Below are 14,089 nucleotides of genomic sequence, written 5' to 3'. Positions count from 1 at the left end.
TTGCTTACGCAGAGTGTCTCGCGTAGAAGGGGCGCTGCGCTCGGAAACCGCGCAACGATCACGCGGCGGCCCGGGCCGGTGAAGGCCGGGGCCGCCGCGGACGGGTCGGACCGGGTCGGAGCCGGGTGCGGTCCGGGGTCAGATCTGGACCCGGGCCTCGACCGCCTTGACGATCTCCTCCACCGCCTCGTCGATCGGGACCCCGTTCTTCTGCTCCCCGTTGCGGTAGCGGAACGACACCGCGTCCTTGGACACGTCGTCGTCGCCCGCCAGCAGCATGTACGGCACCTTCTGCTTCTGCGCGTTGCGGATCTTCTTCTGCATCCGGTCGGAGGAGGAGTCGACCTCGACCCGGATGCCGCGCTCGCGCAGCCGCGCCGCGACCTTCTCCAGGTGCGGTACGTGGGCGTCGCCGATCGGGATGCCGACCGCCTGCACCGGGGACAGCCACGGCGGCATGGCGCCGGCGTAGTGCTCCAGCAGCACGCCGAAGAACCGCTCGATCGACCCGAACAGCGCGCGGTGCAGCATGACCGGACGCTGCCGCGAACCGTCGGCGGCCTGGTACTCCAGGTCGAAGCGGTCGGGCTGGTTGGGGTCGACCTGGATGGTGGACAGCTGCCAGGTGCGGCCGATGGCGTCCTTGGCCTGCACGGAGATCTTCGGGCCGTAGAACGCCGCGCCGCCCGGGTCGTCCACCAGGTCCAGGCCGGACTCGGCGGCGGCCTCGCGCAGCGCCGCGGTCGCCCACTCCCAGTACTCGTCGGAGCCGATGAACTTCTCCGACTCGTCCCGGGTGGACAGCTCCAGGTAGAACTCGTTGAGCCCGAAGTCGCGCAGCAGGTCCAGCACGAAGGTGAGCAGGTTCTTGATCTCGTCGACCATCTGCTCACGGGTGCAGTAGATGTGCGCGTCGTCCTGGGTCATGCCGCGCACCCGGGTGAGGCCGTGCACCACGCCGGACTTCTCGTACCGGTAGACGCTGCCGAACTCGAACAGCCGCAGCGGCAGCTCCCGGTACGACCGCCCCCGCGCCCGGAAGATCAGGTTGTGCATGGGGCAGTTCATCGGCTTGAGGTAGTACTCGCCGCCGTCCACCTCCATGGGCGGGAACATGTCGTCCTTGTACCAGCCGAGGTGCCCGGAGGTCTCGAACAGGGCGCCCTTGGTGATGTGCGGGGTGTTGACGAACTCGTACCCGGCCTCCTCGTGGCGGCGCCGGGCGTAGTCCTCCATCACCCTGCGGACCACGCCGCCCTTGGGGTGGAAGACCGCCAGGCCGCTGCCGATCTCGTTGGGGAAGGAGAACAGGTCCAGCTCGGCGCCGAGCTTGCGGTGGTCGCGCTTCTCGGCCTCCTCCAGGAACTTCAGGTACTCGTCCTGCCGCTCCCGGGACTCCCAGGCGGTGCCGTAGATGCGCTGCAACTGCGGGTTCTTCTCGCTGCCGCGCCAGTACGCGCCGCCCGAGCGCATCAGCTTGAACGCGGGGATGACCTTGGTGGTGGGCACGTGCGGGCCCCGGCACAGGTCCTTCCAGCGCAGTTCGCCGCTCTTGGCGTCCAGGTTGTCGTAGATGGTCAGCTGGCCGGCGCCGACCTCGACGTTCGCGCCGTCCTCGGAACCGGCGGCCCCCTTGAGCCCGATCAGCTCCAGCTTGTACGGCTCGTCGGCCAGCTCCTCGCGGGCCTGCTCGTCGCTGACGGGACGGCGGCAGAACCGCTGCCCCTGCTTGACGATCTCGCGCATGCGCTTCTCGATGCGCTTGAGGTCGTCGGGGGTGAACGGCTCGGCGACGTCGAAGTCGTAGTAGAAGCCGTTCTCGACGGGCGGGCCGATGCCGAGGCGGGCGTCGGGGAACAGGTCCTGCACGGCCTGGGCGAGCACGTGCGCGGTGGAGTGGCGCATGATCGCGCGGCCGTCGTCGGAGCCGATCTCGACGGGCTCGACCACGGCGCCGTCGCTCAGCTCGTGGTCCAGGTCGCGCAGCTCGCCGTCCACGCGCGCGGCGATCACGGTCCGGCCGTCGGCCTGCAGGGCCTGCCCGGCGGTGGTGCCGGCCGGCACCACCCGCTCGTCGCCGTCGAGGGTGATGCGCAGTTCGGACACGGTGGACACGGTCTCTCCTCGCGATGGTGGGACGGGATCGGCGGGTTTCGATGCTAGCGACTCGGCGGCCGCGTCGGACGCATCCGGCTCCATGGTCGGGCTCCTGTCGTTCGGGCGGGCGGTGGCCCGGGAGGCGCCGGCGGCCCGGAACGCGGCAGGGCCCCGGGAGCACCTCCCGGGGCCCTGCCGCCTGCGATGTCTAGGACATGCGGTCGCCGCGCCGGGAGTCGCCCGGCGTCGTCGTCAGCGCGCGGCTCGCGCCCACCGCCATCGGACGGGGCGCCGCCTGTGACACGACCTGCATGGGCCCATGGTACCCGACGGCCCGCACCGACGCCGGGCCGTATCCGGCGCGTTCCCGGCCGCCCGTCAGGCCGGGGTGCGGCCGCGGCGCGCGGTGGTGAGGCCGTCCATGTCCTCCAGTTCGCGGCCCTTGGTCTCGGGGACGGCGCGGAACACGAACAGGAAGGCCAGCACGGCGAACAGCGTGTAGAGGCCGTAGGCCAGGCCCAGGGACACGCCGGACAGGCCGGGGAAGCTCGTGGTGATCGCCCAGTTGGCGATCCACTGGGCGGCGGCGGCCACGGCCAGTGCCGACGCGCGGATGAAGTTGTTGAACATCTCGCCGAGCATGACCCACACCACCGGGCCCCAGGACGCGGCGAACGAGAAGACGTAGACGTTGGCGGCGATCAGCGCGACCATCCCGGCGGTGCCGCTCAGCCGCGGCTCGCCGTCCACGACGGGCGCGGTGGCGAAGCAGATCGTCAGGGTGGTCAGGGTGACCGCCATCCCGGCGGCGCCGGTCAGCAGCAGCGGGCGCCGGCCGACCCGGTCGACCAGCGCGATCGCCACCAGCGTGGCCACCACGTTGACGGTCGAGTTGATCACCGAGGTGAGCATGGCGTCGTTCTCGGTGAAGCCCACCGCCCGCCACAGCGAGGTCGAGTAGTAGAAGATCACGTTGATGCCGACGAACTGCTGGAAGACCGACAGCAGGATGCCCACCCAGACGATCGGCAGCAGGCCGAACCGGCGGCCGCGCAGGTCGCGCAGGTGGACGGGCCGGTCGGCGGCGATCGACCGGACGATCTCGCGGATCTTGGTGTCGACGTCGCCGCGGCCCATCACCTTGGCCAGCACCTGCCGGGCGCGGCCGATCTGGCGCTTCTTGACCAGGTAGCGGGGCGACTCGGGGATGGTCGTGGCGATCACCCCGTACATCACGGCGGGCACGATGGCGCTGGCGAACATCCAGCGCCAGGCGGTGCCGCCCCACGGGAACCGCCCGGACGCGCCGCCGTCCGACACCCGGGCGATGACGTAGTCGACCACCAGCGCCGCGAAGATGCCCAGCACGATCGCCATCTGCTGCAGCGAGCCGAGCCTGCCGCGCAGCTCGGCGGGGGCGATCTCGGCGATGTAGGCGGGCGCGATGACGGACGCGGCGCCGATGGCCAGCCCGCCCACCACCCGCCAGAACGTCAGGTCGACGGCGTTGAACGCCAGCGCCGAGCCCAGCGAGCTGATGACGAACAGCACCGCGGCCACGAGCATGGTGCGGACCCGGCCGATGCGGTCGGCCAGCGGCCCGGCGAACCAGGCGCCGACCGCGCAGCCGAGCAGCGCCGACGACACCACCAGGCCCACCGCCACGGAGTTCAGGTGGAACTGGGACTTCAGCGCGTCGACGGTGCCGTTGATGACCGACGAGTCGTAGCCGAACAGGAAGCCGCCCAGCGCGGCCGCGCCCGCCAGCAGGGCGGCGGTCGCGGCGGTGTGGGACGGCGTCGTCGCTTCGGCGGCATCCGCTGGTCTGCCGCTCTCTCCCACAGTCATGCGAGCGGATCTTCCCGGCAAAAAGGTTCTAATGCGGCCAGACTCGAACGTCTTGGCTGATCAGCCGCTACGCGGTGGTCCGCGGCCCCCACGGGTCGCCGGCGACGCCCCGGCGGCGCAGCTCCGGCAGCACGCCCTCGCCGAACCAGTACGCCTCCTCCAGGTGCGGGTAGCCGGACAGGATGAACTCCTCGATGCCGAGCGCCGCGTACCGCTCGATCAGGTCGGCGACCTCGGTGTGGGAGCCGACCAGGGCGGTGCCCGCGCCGCCGCGCACCAGCCCGACGCCCGCCCACAGCCCCGGGTGGATCTCCAGGTCGCGGGCCGAGCCGCTCGCCCGGTACTTCTCGTGCAGCCGCACCATGCGCCGCTGGCCGACCGACTCGCTGGCGGCCAGGCTGCGCTGGGCCTGCTCGATGTGGGACGGGTCCAGGCCGCCCAGCAGGCGGTCGGCCTCGGCCCAGGCGGCCTCGGAGGTGTCGCGGCTGATGGTGTGCAGGCGGATGCCGAAGCGCGGCTCGCGTCCCCGCTCGGCGGCCAGCCCGCGGATCCATGCGATCTTCTCGGCCACCTGGTCCGGCGGTTCCCCCCAGGTCAGGTAGACGTCCACGTGCCGGGCCGCGACCGGGCCCGCCGCCTGCGACGACCCGCCGAAGTAGATCTCCGGCGGCGGCTCCGGCGGGCGCGCCACCATGGCGCCCTCGACGTGGTAGTGCTCGCCCTTGAAGTCGTACGGCTCGCCGCTCCAGGCGCCGCGCACGATCGACAGGAACTCGTCGGTGCGGGCGTAGCGTTCGGCGTGCGGCAGGTGGTCGCCGAAACGGCGCTGCTCGGCCGAGTCGCCGCCGGTGACGACGTTCAGCAGCAGGCGGCCGCGTGAGATGCGCTGGTAGGTGGCGGCCATCTGCGCGGCCAGCGTGGGCGAGACGAATCCGGGCCGGAACGCCACCAGGAACTTCAGCCGGGACGTCTCGCGCAGCAGCGCGGCGGTGACCAGCCAGGCGTCCTCGCACCAGGTGCCGGTCGGGGTGAGCACGGCCTCGAAGCCGAGCTGCTCGGCCGAGCGGGCGATCTGCGCCAGGTAGTCGATGTCCGGCGGGCGGACCTGGTCGGCGGTGCCGGGGCGGGGCTGCGGCCGTCCCACCCCGCGCGGGATGCTGTGGCCGCCGCCGATCAGGGCGCGGCTGTCGCCGGTGGTGGGCAGGAACCAGTGGAAGCGCAACGTCATCGCGGTGTCCTCGTCGCTCGACCTGGAGTCCGTCGGTCCGGAGTCACGTGGGCAGGGCCACGTGAGCCGGGGCCACGTGTGCAGGAGTCATTTGACCTGGATGTCGTTGAATCGGCGGTCGACGAAGTCGGCCATCGTGACCCTGCCGGGGATCAGCTTCTGGTCGGCGAAGGCGTCGGCGACCTCCTGCTCGTGGCGCACCAGCGCGTCGTCGACCTGGACGAGCCGGGCGGCGCGGCGCTCGGCGGCCTTCTCGGCGATGGGGACCGGCAGGCCGGTGTCCTTGGCCCACACGGCGCCCCACTCCCTGGTGTGGTCGTTGGACCACAGGACGGCGCGCTGCCGCCGGGTGACGAAGTCGCGCAGCGCGGCCTCCTTGGCCTTGTCGTCCAGCGCCTTGTCGGCGGCGACGATCACGTTGTAGCCGGTGGTGTAGCCGCGGCCGTCGACCAGGATCCGGGCGCCGGCCTGGGCCTCGCCCTGTGCGGTGTAGGGGTCCCAGACCGCCCAGGCGTCGATCTTGCCGGAGCTGAGCGCGGCCAGCGCGTCGGGCGGCGCCAGGTACTGGGGCCGGATGTCGGCGAAGCTCAGCCCGGCCCTCTTCAGGACGGTCAGCAGGTGGTAGTGGGCCGAGCTGCCCTTGGCCACGGCGATCCGCCTGCCCCTGAGCTCGGCGGGGGTGCGGATGGGCGAGTTCTTCGGCACCAGCACGGCCTGCCCGGTGAGCCCGATGTCGGCGGCGGAGACGATCTTGATCTTGGAGCCGGCGGCCGCGGCGAACACCGGCGGGGCGTTGCCGACCGCGCCGAGGTCCAGCGCCCCGGCGTTGACCGCCTCCAGCAGCGGCGGCCCGGAGGTGAACTGCTTCCACTCGATCCGGTACTCGACGCCGTCGAGCTGCCCGGCCGCGCCGAGCAGGGCGCGCTGGCCGCCCTTCTGGTCGCCGACGCGCAGCGTGACCTTGGACAGGTCGACCGAGCCGTCCGCGCGGACCGCCGCGTCGCCGGTGTCCGTCCCGCCGCCGCAGCCCGCCGACACGGCCAGGGCGGTCGCGGTGAGCAGGGACGTCAGCAGCGTTCTGAGCCGGTTCATGCGGTTCCTTCGTCGGGGGTGACGCCGAGCTGGGCGAGCAGCGCGGCGCGCAGGGCGGTGAGGTCGGGGTGGTCGCGGCGGCGGGGACGGTCCAGGCCGACGCGGGACTCGTGGGCGATGCCGCCGCCGTCCAGCACCAGGACACGGTCGGCGAGCAGCAGCGCCTCGTCCACGTCGTGGGTGACCAGCAGGATGCCGGGGCGGTGCCGCTCCCACAGGTCCAGGACGAGCCGGTGCATGGTGATGCGCGTGAGCGCGTCCAGGGCGCTGAACGGCTCGTCCAGCAGCAGCAGGTCGGGTTCGCGCACCAGCGCGCGGGCCAGGGAGGCGCGCTGGGCCTCGCCCCCGGACAGGGTGAGCGGCCAGGCGTCGCCGCGTTCGGTCAGCCCGACCTCGGCGAGCGTCCGGTCGGCGGCGGCGCGCGGGTCCGGCACCCGCAGGCCCAGCGTGACGTTGGCCCACACCCGTTTCCACGGGACCAGGCGCGGCTCCTGGAACGCCACGGCCACGGTGCCGTCGACCGACAGCTCGCCGCCGGTGGCGTGGTCGAGGCCCGCCAGGGCGCGCAGCAGGGTGGACTTGCCCGAGCCGCTGCGGCCGAGCAGGGCGACGAACTCGCCGCGGGCGATGTCGAGGTCGGCGCCGTCCAGGACGGTGCGCTCGCCGAACCGCCTGGTCAGCCCGCGCACCCGCACGACCCGCCGGGCGGCCGCCGCGGCGGGCGCCGCCGTCCGCGCGGTCACACCGGGAAGCCCTTGCGCCATGTCAGGGCCCTCCTTTCCAGCAGCCGGACCAGCGCGTCGGTGAGCAGGCCGAGCGCCGCGTACACCACCAGCCCGAGCACCACCACGTCGGTGCGCAGGAACTCCCGGGCGTTGTTGATCATGAAGCCGAGGCCGGACGAGGCGTTGATCTGCTCGGCGACGATCAGCGCGAGCCAGGCGACGCCCAGGCTCTGCCGCAGCCCCACCAGCGCCTGGGGCAGCGCGCCGGGCAGCACGATGTGCCGGACCAGGCCCCACCGGCCGAGCCGCAGCACGTCCGCGACCTCGGCGAGCTTGCCGTCCACGCCGCGGATGCCGGAGAAGGTGTTGAGGTAGAGCGGGAACGCCACGCCGAGCGCGACCAGCGCCACCTTGGGCGTCTCGCCGATGCCGAACCACAGGATGAACAGCGGGATCAGCCCGAACAGCGGAAGGGCGCGCAGCATCTGCATCAGCGGGTCGACGGCGTGCTCGCCGAGGCGGCTCAGCCCGGCCACGACCGCCAGGCCGACCCCGGCGGCCGCGCCGAGCAGGAACCCGGCGGCGGCGCGGCGCACCGACACCGCGATCGCGTCGGTCAGGGTGCCGTCGCGGATCAGGTCGAGGCCGGTGGAGGCGATCGTGGTGGGCGCGGCGAGCAGGCGTTCGGGCAGCAGCCCGGTGCTCGCGGCGAGCTGCCAGAGCACCAGCACCGCCAGGGGCGCGACGAGACGGGCCAGCGCCGCCCGCTGCCGCCTGGCGAACCCGGGGGCGGGGCGCGCGCGGCTCGGGGCGCGGGCGAGGGACGACGGGCTGGACACGGAGGACGTTGACACGGCGGAACGGACCCTTCGCAGGCGATCGCTTGCAGGGGACTCGGTGATCGGGGGGAGGCCGCGCGAGAGGGCGGCGGGGGTCTGATCAGGCGGACCGACACAGGCTGCTCGCCTGCCGCCGGAGGTCGACGTGCAGGCGCGCCACGAGACGTGCGGTGCGGCTCACGCGCTCCAGGCTGACGCAAATTCCCTATTAAGTCAATCAGGAATACATGGAAGAGGCCGGGCTGATACCCAGGGATCGGTCGGCATCTCCCTCCTGCGGGTCACGCCCCGTCCGTCGCGCAGGGCCTAGGCTCACCGTCAAATGAACGTCTCCGACCCCCCACGGCACCACGGCCTGTCCCTACCGCGCCTCCTGTGGCCGGCGGTGAGCCGGGGCACCGCCGAACCGCCCGGCCTGCTGATGCCCGCGACGCCCTGGCTGCGCGTCGCGCTGCTCGTGCTGCTGTTCGCCATGACGGTCGGGTTCACCGGCGGCGCGATCGCCATCCCGCTCAACGTGTTCGAGCCGCGGCCGGCGCCGATCGTCGCCGCGGTGCTGGGGCTGCTGCAGGCGGCCCCGCTGCTGTTCGCGGCGCGCTGGCCGCTTCGGGCCTGGCGGGTGAGCGCGGTCGGCTTCCTGCTGGGCGCGTTCGTGCTGCAGGAGCGGTACTTCTGGCCCTGGCCGGTCACCTCGTGGCTGGCGTTCGTGGTGATCGTGTTCCTCACGGCGGTCGGGCACGAGCGCCGTGTCACGGCGGGGGTCGGGGTGATCAGCATCTGCGGGCTGATCGTGCCGGCCGTGGTGATCGGGGCCATGCCCGACTGGTACGGACTCATCCTCGCCGGCATCGTGGTGCTGGCGCTGGCGTTCGGCGACGCGATCCACGCCCGCTTCGTCGCCGAGCTGACCCTGCGCGAGCAGGCCGAGCTGCGACGGCAGGACCTAGCGCGGCAGGCGGTGCTGGAGGAGCGCGCCCGCATCGCCCGCGAGCTGCACGACGTCGTCGCCCACCACATGTCGGTGATCGCGATGCAGGCGGAGGCCGCCCCCTACAAGATCCCGGACCTGCCGGACGAGGCGCGCCGGACCTTCGGGGTGGTGCGCGACGCGGCGCGCGAGGCGCTGACCGAGACGCGGCGGGTCGTGGGCCTGCTGCGGTCCGACGACGACGGCGCCGAGCGGACGCCGCAGCCGGGCCTGGACCGGCTCGACGACCTGGTCGCCGCGGCCCGCCGGTCCGGCCTGAAGGTCACCGCGACGATCGTGGGCGTGCCGCGTCCGGTGCCCGCCGGGGTGGACCTGTCGGCGTACCGCATCGTCCAGGAGTCGCTGAGCAACGCCGCACGCTACGCGCCCGGGTCGCAGGTGGGCATCGAGGTGCGCTACGAGGGCGACCTGCTGCGGCTGGCCGTCACCGACGACGGCCCGCGCGGGACGCCCGAGGAGTCGCACGGGGGCGGCCACGGCCTGGTCGGCATGCGCGAGCGCGTCGCGATGCTGGGCGGCACGCTGGAGGCGGGCCCGCACGAGGAGGGCGGCTGGGCGGTCGCCGCCGCCCTCCCCTACGGCGCCCTGGAGTGACCGCCGCCCGCGCCACCTCGGGAAACCGAGCATCCGGGGGTGAGCCGGGCCATAGGGTGCTGTCGTGACGATTCGGGTGCTGATCGCTGACGACCAGGTGATGATCCGCGACGGGCTGGCCGCGCTGCTGGCCTCCGATCCGGAGATCGAGGTGATCGGGCAGGCGGGCAACGGCCGGGAGGCGGTGGAGATGGCCCGCGCCCTGGACCCCGACGTGGTGGTCATGGACATCCGGATGCCGGAGATGGACGGCCTGGCCGCCACCGCCGAACTGGCCGGCGGCCCGGCGCCGGCCGGCGCCGACCCGGCCGAGCAGCGTCCCAAGGTGCTGGTGCTGACCACCTTCGACCTGGACGAGTACGTCTACGAGGCGCTCGGCTCGGGGGCCAGCGGCTTCCTGCTCAAGGACGCCTCCGCCGCCGACCTGGTCAACGGCGTGCGGGTGGTGGCGGGCGGGGACGCGCTGCTCGCCCCGTCGGTCACCCGCCGGCTCATCGGCGACTTCGCCCGGCGCCGCCGCCACCAGCGGCCCAACCCGGCGGCGGCCGCCGCGCTGACCCCGCGCGAGCTGGACGTGCTGCGGCTGATCGCGCGGGGCCTGTCCAACGCCGAGATCGCCGCCGAGCTGGTGCTGGCCGAGCAGACCGTCAAGACCCACGTCGGGCATGTGCTGACCAAGCTGTCGCTGCGCGACCGCACCCAGGCCGTCGTCTACGCCTACGAGAACGGCCTGGTGGGCTCCTGAGGCGTCCCGCCGCGGGCCGCCGCCGGCCCGCGGCGCCCCTCAGCGGGACGGGTCGAGGACGAGCTTGCCGGTGGTGCGGCGCGCCCGAAGGTCCTCGTGCGCGCGGCGGGCCTCCGACAGCCCGTACTCGCCCCCGTTGATCACCCGGATGCGCCCGTCGGCGGCCAGCGCGAACAGCTCGTCGAGCGCGGTGCGCATCAGGTCGCCGCGGGACTGGAAAACGTGCGCCAGCCACATCCCGGCGATGGCGGTCGAGTGCCGCAGCAGGTTGCCGGGCTTGACCGGCTTGGGCTCCTGCCGCGAGGCCGTCCCGTAGTACGCCAGGCGGCCGAAGGGGGCCAGCGCGGCCAGGCTCTGGTCGGTGACGGTGCCGCCGGTCATCTCCAGCACCACGTCGACGCGGTGGCCGCCGTTGGCCTCGATGAGCGCGGCCTTCATGTCCGGCTCGGCCGCGTCCACGGCCGCGTCGGCGCCCAGCTCCAGGGCCAGCTCCCGCTTCTCCTTGGACGAGGCGGTGGCGATCACCCGTCCCGCGCCCCACGCCTTGGCCAGCTGCACCGCCAGCGTGCCGACCCCGCCCGCGGCGGCGTGCACGACGACCGAGTCGCCCGGCTCCAGGTGGACGCTCTTGCGCAGCAGCACCCACGCCGTCGCGCCCTGGATCACCATGCCGAGGGCGGTCACGTCGTCGATCCCGTCGGGGACGTCCCAGGCCATGGCCTCGGCCGCCAGCGCCTTCTCGGCGTACCCGCCGGTACCGGTGAGGGCGACGACCCGGCGGCCGCCGGGCGTGCGGCCGACGACCTCGCCGCCCGGCACCAGCGGCAGCGACGTGGCCGACAGGTAGCTGTTCTCGGCCTGGTGGGTGTCGGCGTAGTTGATCCCCGCCCGCGACACCTCCACGAGCAGCTGGCCCGGGCCGGGCTCGGGGTCGGGCAGGTCCGTGACGTTCAGCACCTCGGGGCCGCCGAACTCGGTGATCTGGATCGCGCGCATTGTCTCCTCCTCCGTGGTCCTTGTCCCGCTCAGCGCGGACCGGGAACGCCGCGGAACCGGAACGGCTCGGGGACGCGGCCGGGCACGACGTACCACGCCTCGCCCGTCCCGTCGGCGGCCAGGATCGCCATGAACGCCTCCACCACGTCGGCGACGTCCAGGATCGGGAAGCCGGTCTGTTCCAGGTGGTCCTTGAGCGGGCCGATGATGTCGGTGTCGGCGAACGACGGGCACAGCGCGTTGATCCGGATGCCCTCGCCGGCGTGGTTGGGGCCGAGGGCGCGGACCAGGCCGACCACCGCCGCCTTGTTGGCGCCGTAGACCGGGTCGAACGGCGTGGCGGTCAGGGCCGCCATGCTGGCGGTGGCGATGATGTTCCCGCCGCCGCGGGCGCGCAGCGCGGGCAGCGCGGCGTGCACCCCGTACACGACGCCGTCGACGTTGATCGCCATGGCGCGCCGGTACAGCTCGGGGTCGAAGTCGCCGTCCAGGCCGCAGCCGCTGGCCACGCCCGCGTTCAGGAACGCCAGGTCCAGGCCGCCGAACCGGTCCTGCGCGACGGCGACCGCGGCGCGGCTGTCGGCCGGCTCGCGCACGTCGCAGCGGACGAACTCGGCGTCCAGCTCCTCGGCCAGCGCCGTGCCGCGCTCGGCGTCGACGTCGGCCAGCACCAGCCGGGCGCCCCCGGCGGCCAGCCGCCGGGCGACGGCCGCGCCGATGCCGTTGGCCCCACCGGTGATCAGCGCCACGGTGCCGTCCAGGCCGTGCCGGCCGTCCGGGCCGCCCGGTCCGGTGCCGGCGGCGGCGTCGTTCGGGGTCATGCGACGACTCCCCTCCACAACTGACTGACTCGTCAGTTACTCTAACCGAATGGACTTCGGTTTGAGCGAACGGGCCCGCGACCACCTCGCCCGGCTGCAGGACTTCATGGATGCCCACGTCTACCCCGCCGAACCCGTGTACGCGGCGCAGCGGCGCGAGCTGCGCGCCGCGGGCCAGGAGCACACCCTCCCGCCGATCGTCGAGGAGCTCAAGGCCGAGGCGCGCCGGCGCGGGCTGTGGAACCTGTTCCTGCCAGCCGAGCACCCCGGCGGCCTGGCCCCGCTGCACCCGCCGGTGAGCGAGGAGGAGACGCCCGCGCACGGCCTGAGCGTGGTCGACTACGCGTCCCTGGCCGAGGTCACCGGACGCGTCCCGCACATCGCGCCCGAGGCGCTCAACTGCTCGGCGCCCGACACCGGCAACATGGAGGTGCTGCACCTGTTCGGCACCCCCGAGCAGAAGCGGCGCTGGCTCGTCCCGCTGCTGAACGGCGAGATCCGCAGCGCCTTCGCCATGACCGAGCCGGACGTGGCCAGCTCCGACGCGCGCAACATCTCCACCCGGATCGAGCGCGACGGGGACCACTACGTCATCAACGGCCGCAAGTGGTGGATCAGCGGCTCGGCCGACCCCCGCTGCAAGATCATGATCGTGATGGGCAAGACCGATCCCGAGGGCCACCCGTACCGGCAGCAGTCCATGGTGCTGGTACCGGTGGACACGCCCGGGGTGGAGATCGTCCGGGCGCTGCCCGTGTTCGGCTACTCCGACCAGGAGGGCCACTGCGAGATCCGCTTCACCGACGTGCGGGTGCCGGTGGAGAACCTGGTCGGCGAGGAGGGCGGCGGCTTCGCCATCGCGCAGGCCCGGCTCGGCCCCGGCCGCATCCACCACTGCATGCGCGCCCTCGGCATGGCCGAGCGGGCCCTGCAGCTGATGTGCGAGCGGGCGGTGTCGCGCGTGGCGTTCGGCAAGGAACTGGCCCGGCAGGGCGTGATCCAGCAGTGGATCGCCGAGTCGCGGATGGCGATCGAGCAGGCCCGGCTGCTCACCCTCAAGACCGCCTGGCTGATCGACAGGGAGGGCGTCAAGGCGGCCCGCTCGGAGGTCTCCGCGATCAAGGTGATCGCGCCGCGCGTCGCGCTGGACGTGCTGGACAAGGCGATCCAGGTGCACGGCGGCGCGGGCGTCAGCGACGACACGCCACTGGCGGCCATGTGGGCCGGGGCGCGGGCGCTGCGCCTGGCCGACGGCCCCGACGAGGTGCACGTGCGGTCGGTGGCGCGCACCGAGCTGGGGAAGTACCTGGGCACATGACGGGCGGCACGGGGGACGCGGCGGCCGCGCCGGAGGAGGGCCCGGAGACGACCGCGCCGGCGGCGGGCGCGCGGCGGCGGATGTCGCACGCCCGGCGCCGCGAGCAGCTGCTCGCGGTGGCCCTCGGCGAGTTCGGGCGGCGCGGCTACCACCTGACCCAGATGGATCACGTGGCGGCCGCCGCCCGGGTCTCCAAGGCGCTGCTCTACCAGCACTTCGGCTCCAAGGAGGACCTGTTCGTCGAGGTGACCGAGATGATCGTCACCGAGCTGACGGGACGGCTCAACGCGGCCGTGGCGCCCGCGCGCGACAGCGTCGACAACATCAGCGCGATGGTGGGGGCGCTGTTCGACTACGCCACCGAGGAGCCGGACGCCTGGGCGCTGGTGATCCGGCACCTGGACAAGCCGGAGGTCGGGCCGGGCCTGCACGAGCTGCGCGAGCGGATGGGCACCGCGCTGGCCGACATCCTGCTGCGCCGCCGCCGCGCCGACCCCGCCCTGTCGCCCGCCGCGCTGGAGGTCAACGAACGGCGGGCGCGGCTGCTGGTGCCGCTGATGTACGGGGCGATGCTGTCGATGGTGTCGTGGTGGCTGGAGCACCCCGGCACCCCCCGGGAGCGGGCCGAGCAGATGGCCGTGGAGTTCATCTGGCTCGGCCTGGACCGGCTGCGGCACGGCGAGCGCCTGGACCGGCCCCGGAACTGAGCCTTTCGGCCACTTCGTGCCGTTCCATCCGGTCGCCGGCGACCCGGCGGCTCGAACGGGTTCGCACCCGATGGTAACGATTTCGACTCGG

Annotated in this window: 13 protein-coding genes; 4 read left to right on the top strand and 9 right to left on the bottom strand. The window is 73.4% G+C overall.

Features of this window, described 5'->3' with window-relative positions:
• Positions 1–138: 138 nt before the first annotated feature.
• The 7 genes from thrS to ABD811_RS44095 all read right to left on the bottom strand — a co-directional run bounded on the left by thrS (position 139) and on the right by ABD811_RS44095 (position 8,010).
• Entirely contained in the window at positions 139–2,115 is a 1,977-nt protein-coding gene (gene thrS, locus ABD811_RS38820; RefSeq protein WP_344957821.1) for a threonine--tRNA ligase, read from the bottom strand.
• Positions 2,116–2,475: 360 nt separating this feature from the next.
• Entirely contained in the window at positions 2,476–3,945 is a 1,470-nt protein-coding gene (locus ABD811_RS38815) for a sugar porter family MFS transporter (protein ID WP_344957819.1), read from the bottom strand.
• 67 nt (positions 3,946–4,012) lie between these two features.
• Entirely contained in the window at positions 4,013–5,173 is a 1,161-nt protein-coding gene (locus ABD811_RS38810; protein WP_344957817.1) for an LLM class flavin-dependent oxidoreductase, read from the bottom strand.
• 87 nt (positions 5,174–5,260) lie between these two features.
• Positions 5,261–6,265 (bottom strand): ABC transporter substrate-binding protein, encoded by a 1,005-nt coding sequence (locus ABD811_RS38805; protein WP_344957815.1) that lies wholly within the window; start codon positions 6,263–6,265, stop codon positions 5,261–5,263.
• Complete coding sequence (locus ABD811_RS38800) at positions 6,262–7,029, bottom strand: ABC transporter ATP-binding protein (RefSeq protein WP_344957813.1); 768 nt, start codon at positions 7,027–7,029, stop codon at positions 6,262–6,264. The genes ABD811_RS38805 and ABD811_RS38800 overlap by 4 nt, the downstream gene beginning before the upstream one ends.
• Positions 7,005–7,844 (bottom strand): ABC transporter permease, encoded by an 840-nt coding sequence (locus tag ABD811_RS38795; protein ID WP_344957811.1) that lies wholly within the window; start codon positions 7,842–7,844, stop codon positions 7,005–7,007. Before ABD811_RS38795 ends, ABD811_RS38800 begins: the two co-directional genes overlap by 25 nt.
• 85 nt (positions 7,845–7,929) lie before the next feature.
• Positions 7,930–8,010, bottom strand: a complete 81-nt coding sequence (locus ABD811_RS44095) for a putative leader peptide (protein WP_425549507.1) — start codon at positions 8,008–8,010, stop codon at positions 7,930–7,932.
• Positions 8,011–8,151: 141 nt separating this feature from the next.
• Here ABD811_RS44095 and ABD811_RS38790 point away from each other — a divergent pair, with 141 nt between their 5' ends.
• Both ABD811_RS38790 and ABD811_RS38785 read left to right on the top strand, forming a co-directional pair.
• A complete protein-coding gene (locus ABD811_RS38790) occupies positions 8,152–9,411 on the top strand; it encodes a sensor histidine kinase (protein ID WP_344957809.1) in 1,260 nt (419 codons plus the stop codon).
• Between the two features lie 64 nt (positions 9,412–9,475).
• The gene (locus tag ABD811_RS38785; RefSeq protein WP_344957807.1) at positions 9,476–10,156 is read left to right on the top strand and encodes a response regulator; all 681 of its coding nucleotides are present in this window, start codon (positions 9,476–9,478) and stop codon (positions 10,154–10,156) included.
• A gap of 39 nt (positions 10,157–10,195) precedes the next feature.
• On the opposite strand, the gene ABD811_RS38780 is transcribed toward ABD811_RS38785, so the two are convergent.
• Together ABD811_RS38780 and ABD811_RS38775 are read right to left on the bottom strand one after the other, a co-directional pair.
• Positions 10,196–11,152, bottom strand: a complete 957-nt coding sequence (locus ABD811_RS38780; protein ID WP_344957806.1) for a quinone oxidoreductase family protein — start codon at positions 11,150–11,152, stop codon at positions 10,196–10,198.
• A gap of 29 nt (positions 11,153–11,181) precedes the next feature.
• Positions 11,182–11,973: an SDR family oxidoreductase gene (locus ABD811_RS38775; RefSeq protein ID WP_344957804.1), complete on the bottom strand. Its 792-nt coding sequence runs from the start codon at positions 11,971–11,973 to the stop codon at positions 11,182–11,184.
• Between the two features lie 49 nt (positions 11,974–12,022).
• Between ABD811_RS38775 and ABD811_RS38770 the strand changes: the two genes are divergently transcribed.
• Together ABD811_RS38770 and ABD811_RS38765 are read left to right on the top strand one after the other, a co-directional pair.
• Positions 12,023–13,291, top strand: coding sequence for an acyl-CoA dehydrogenase family protein (locus ABD811_RS38770; protein ID WP_344957802.1), 1,269 nt, complete (start codon positions 12,023–12,025; stop codon positions 13,289–13,291).
• Positions 13,288–13,998, top strand: a complete 711-nt coding sequence (locus ABD811_RS38765) for a TetR/AcrR family transcriptional regulator (protein ID WP_344957800.1) — start codon at positions 13,288–13,290, stop codon at positions 13,996–13,998. Before ABD811_RS38770 ends, ABD811_RS38765 begins: the two co-directional genes overlap by 4 nt.
• The last annotated feature ends 91 nt before the right edge of the window (positions 13,999–14,089 follow it).

The sequence above is a fragment of the Actinomadura miaoliensis genome, from assembly GCF_039536785.1.
GTDB classification, from domain to species: Bacteria; Actinomycetota; Actinomycetes; order Streptosporangiales; family Streptosporangiaceae; genus Spirillospora; species Spirillospora miaoliensis.
The sequence above is the reverse complement of the archived record's forward strand: the minus strand, read 5'-3'. Positions and strand labels throughout refer to the sequence as shown.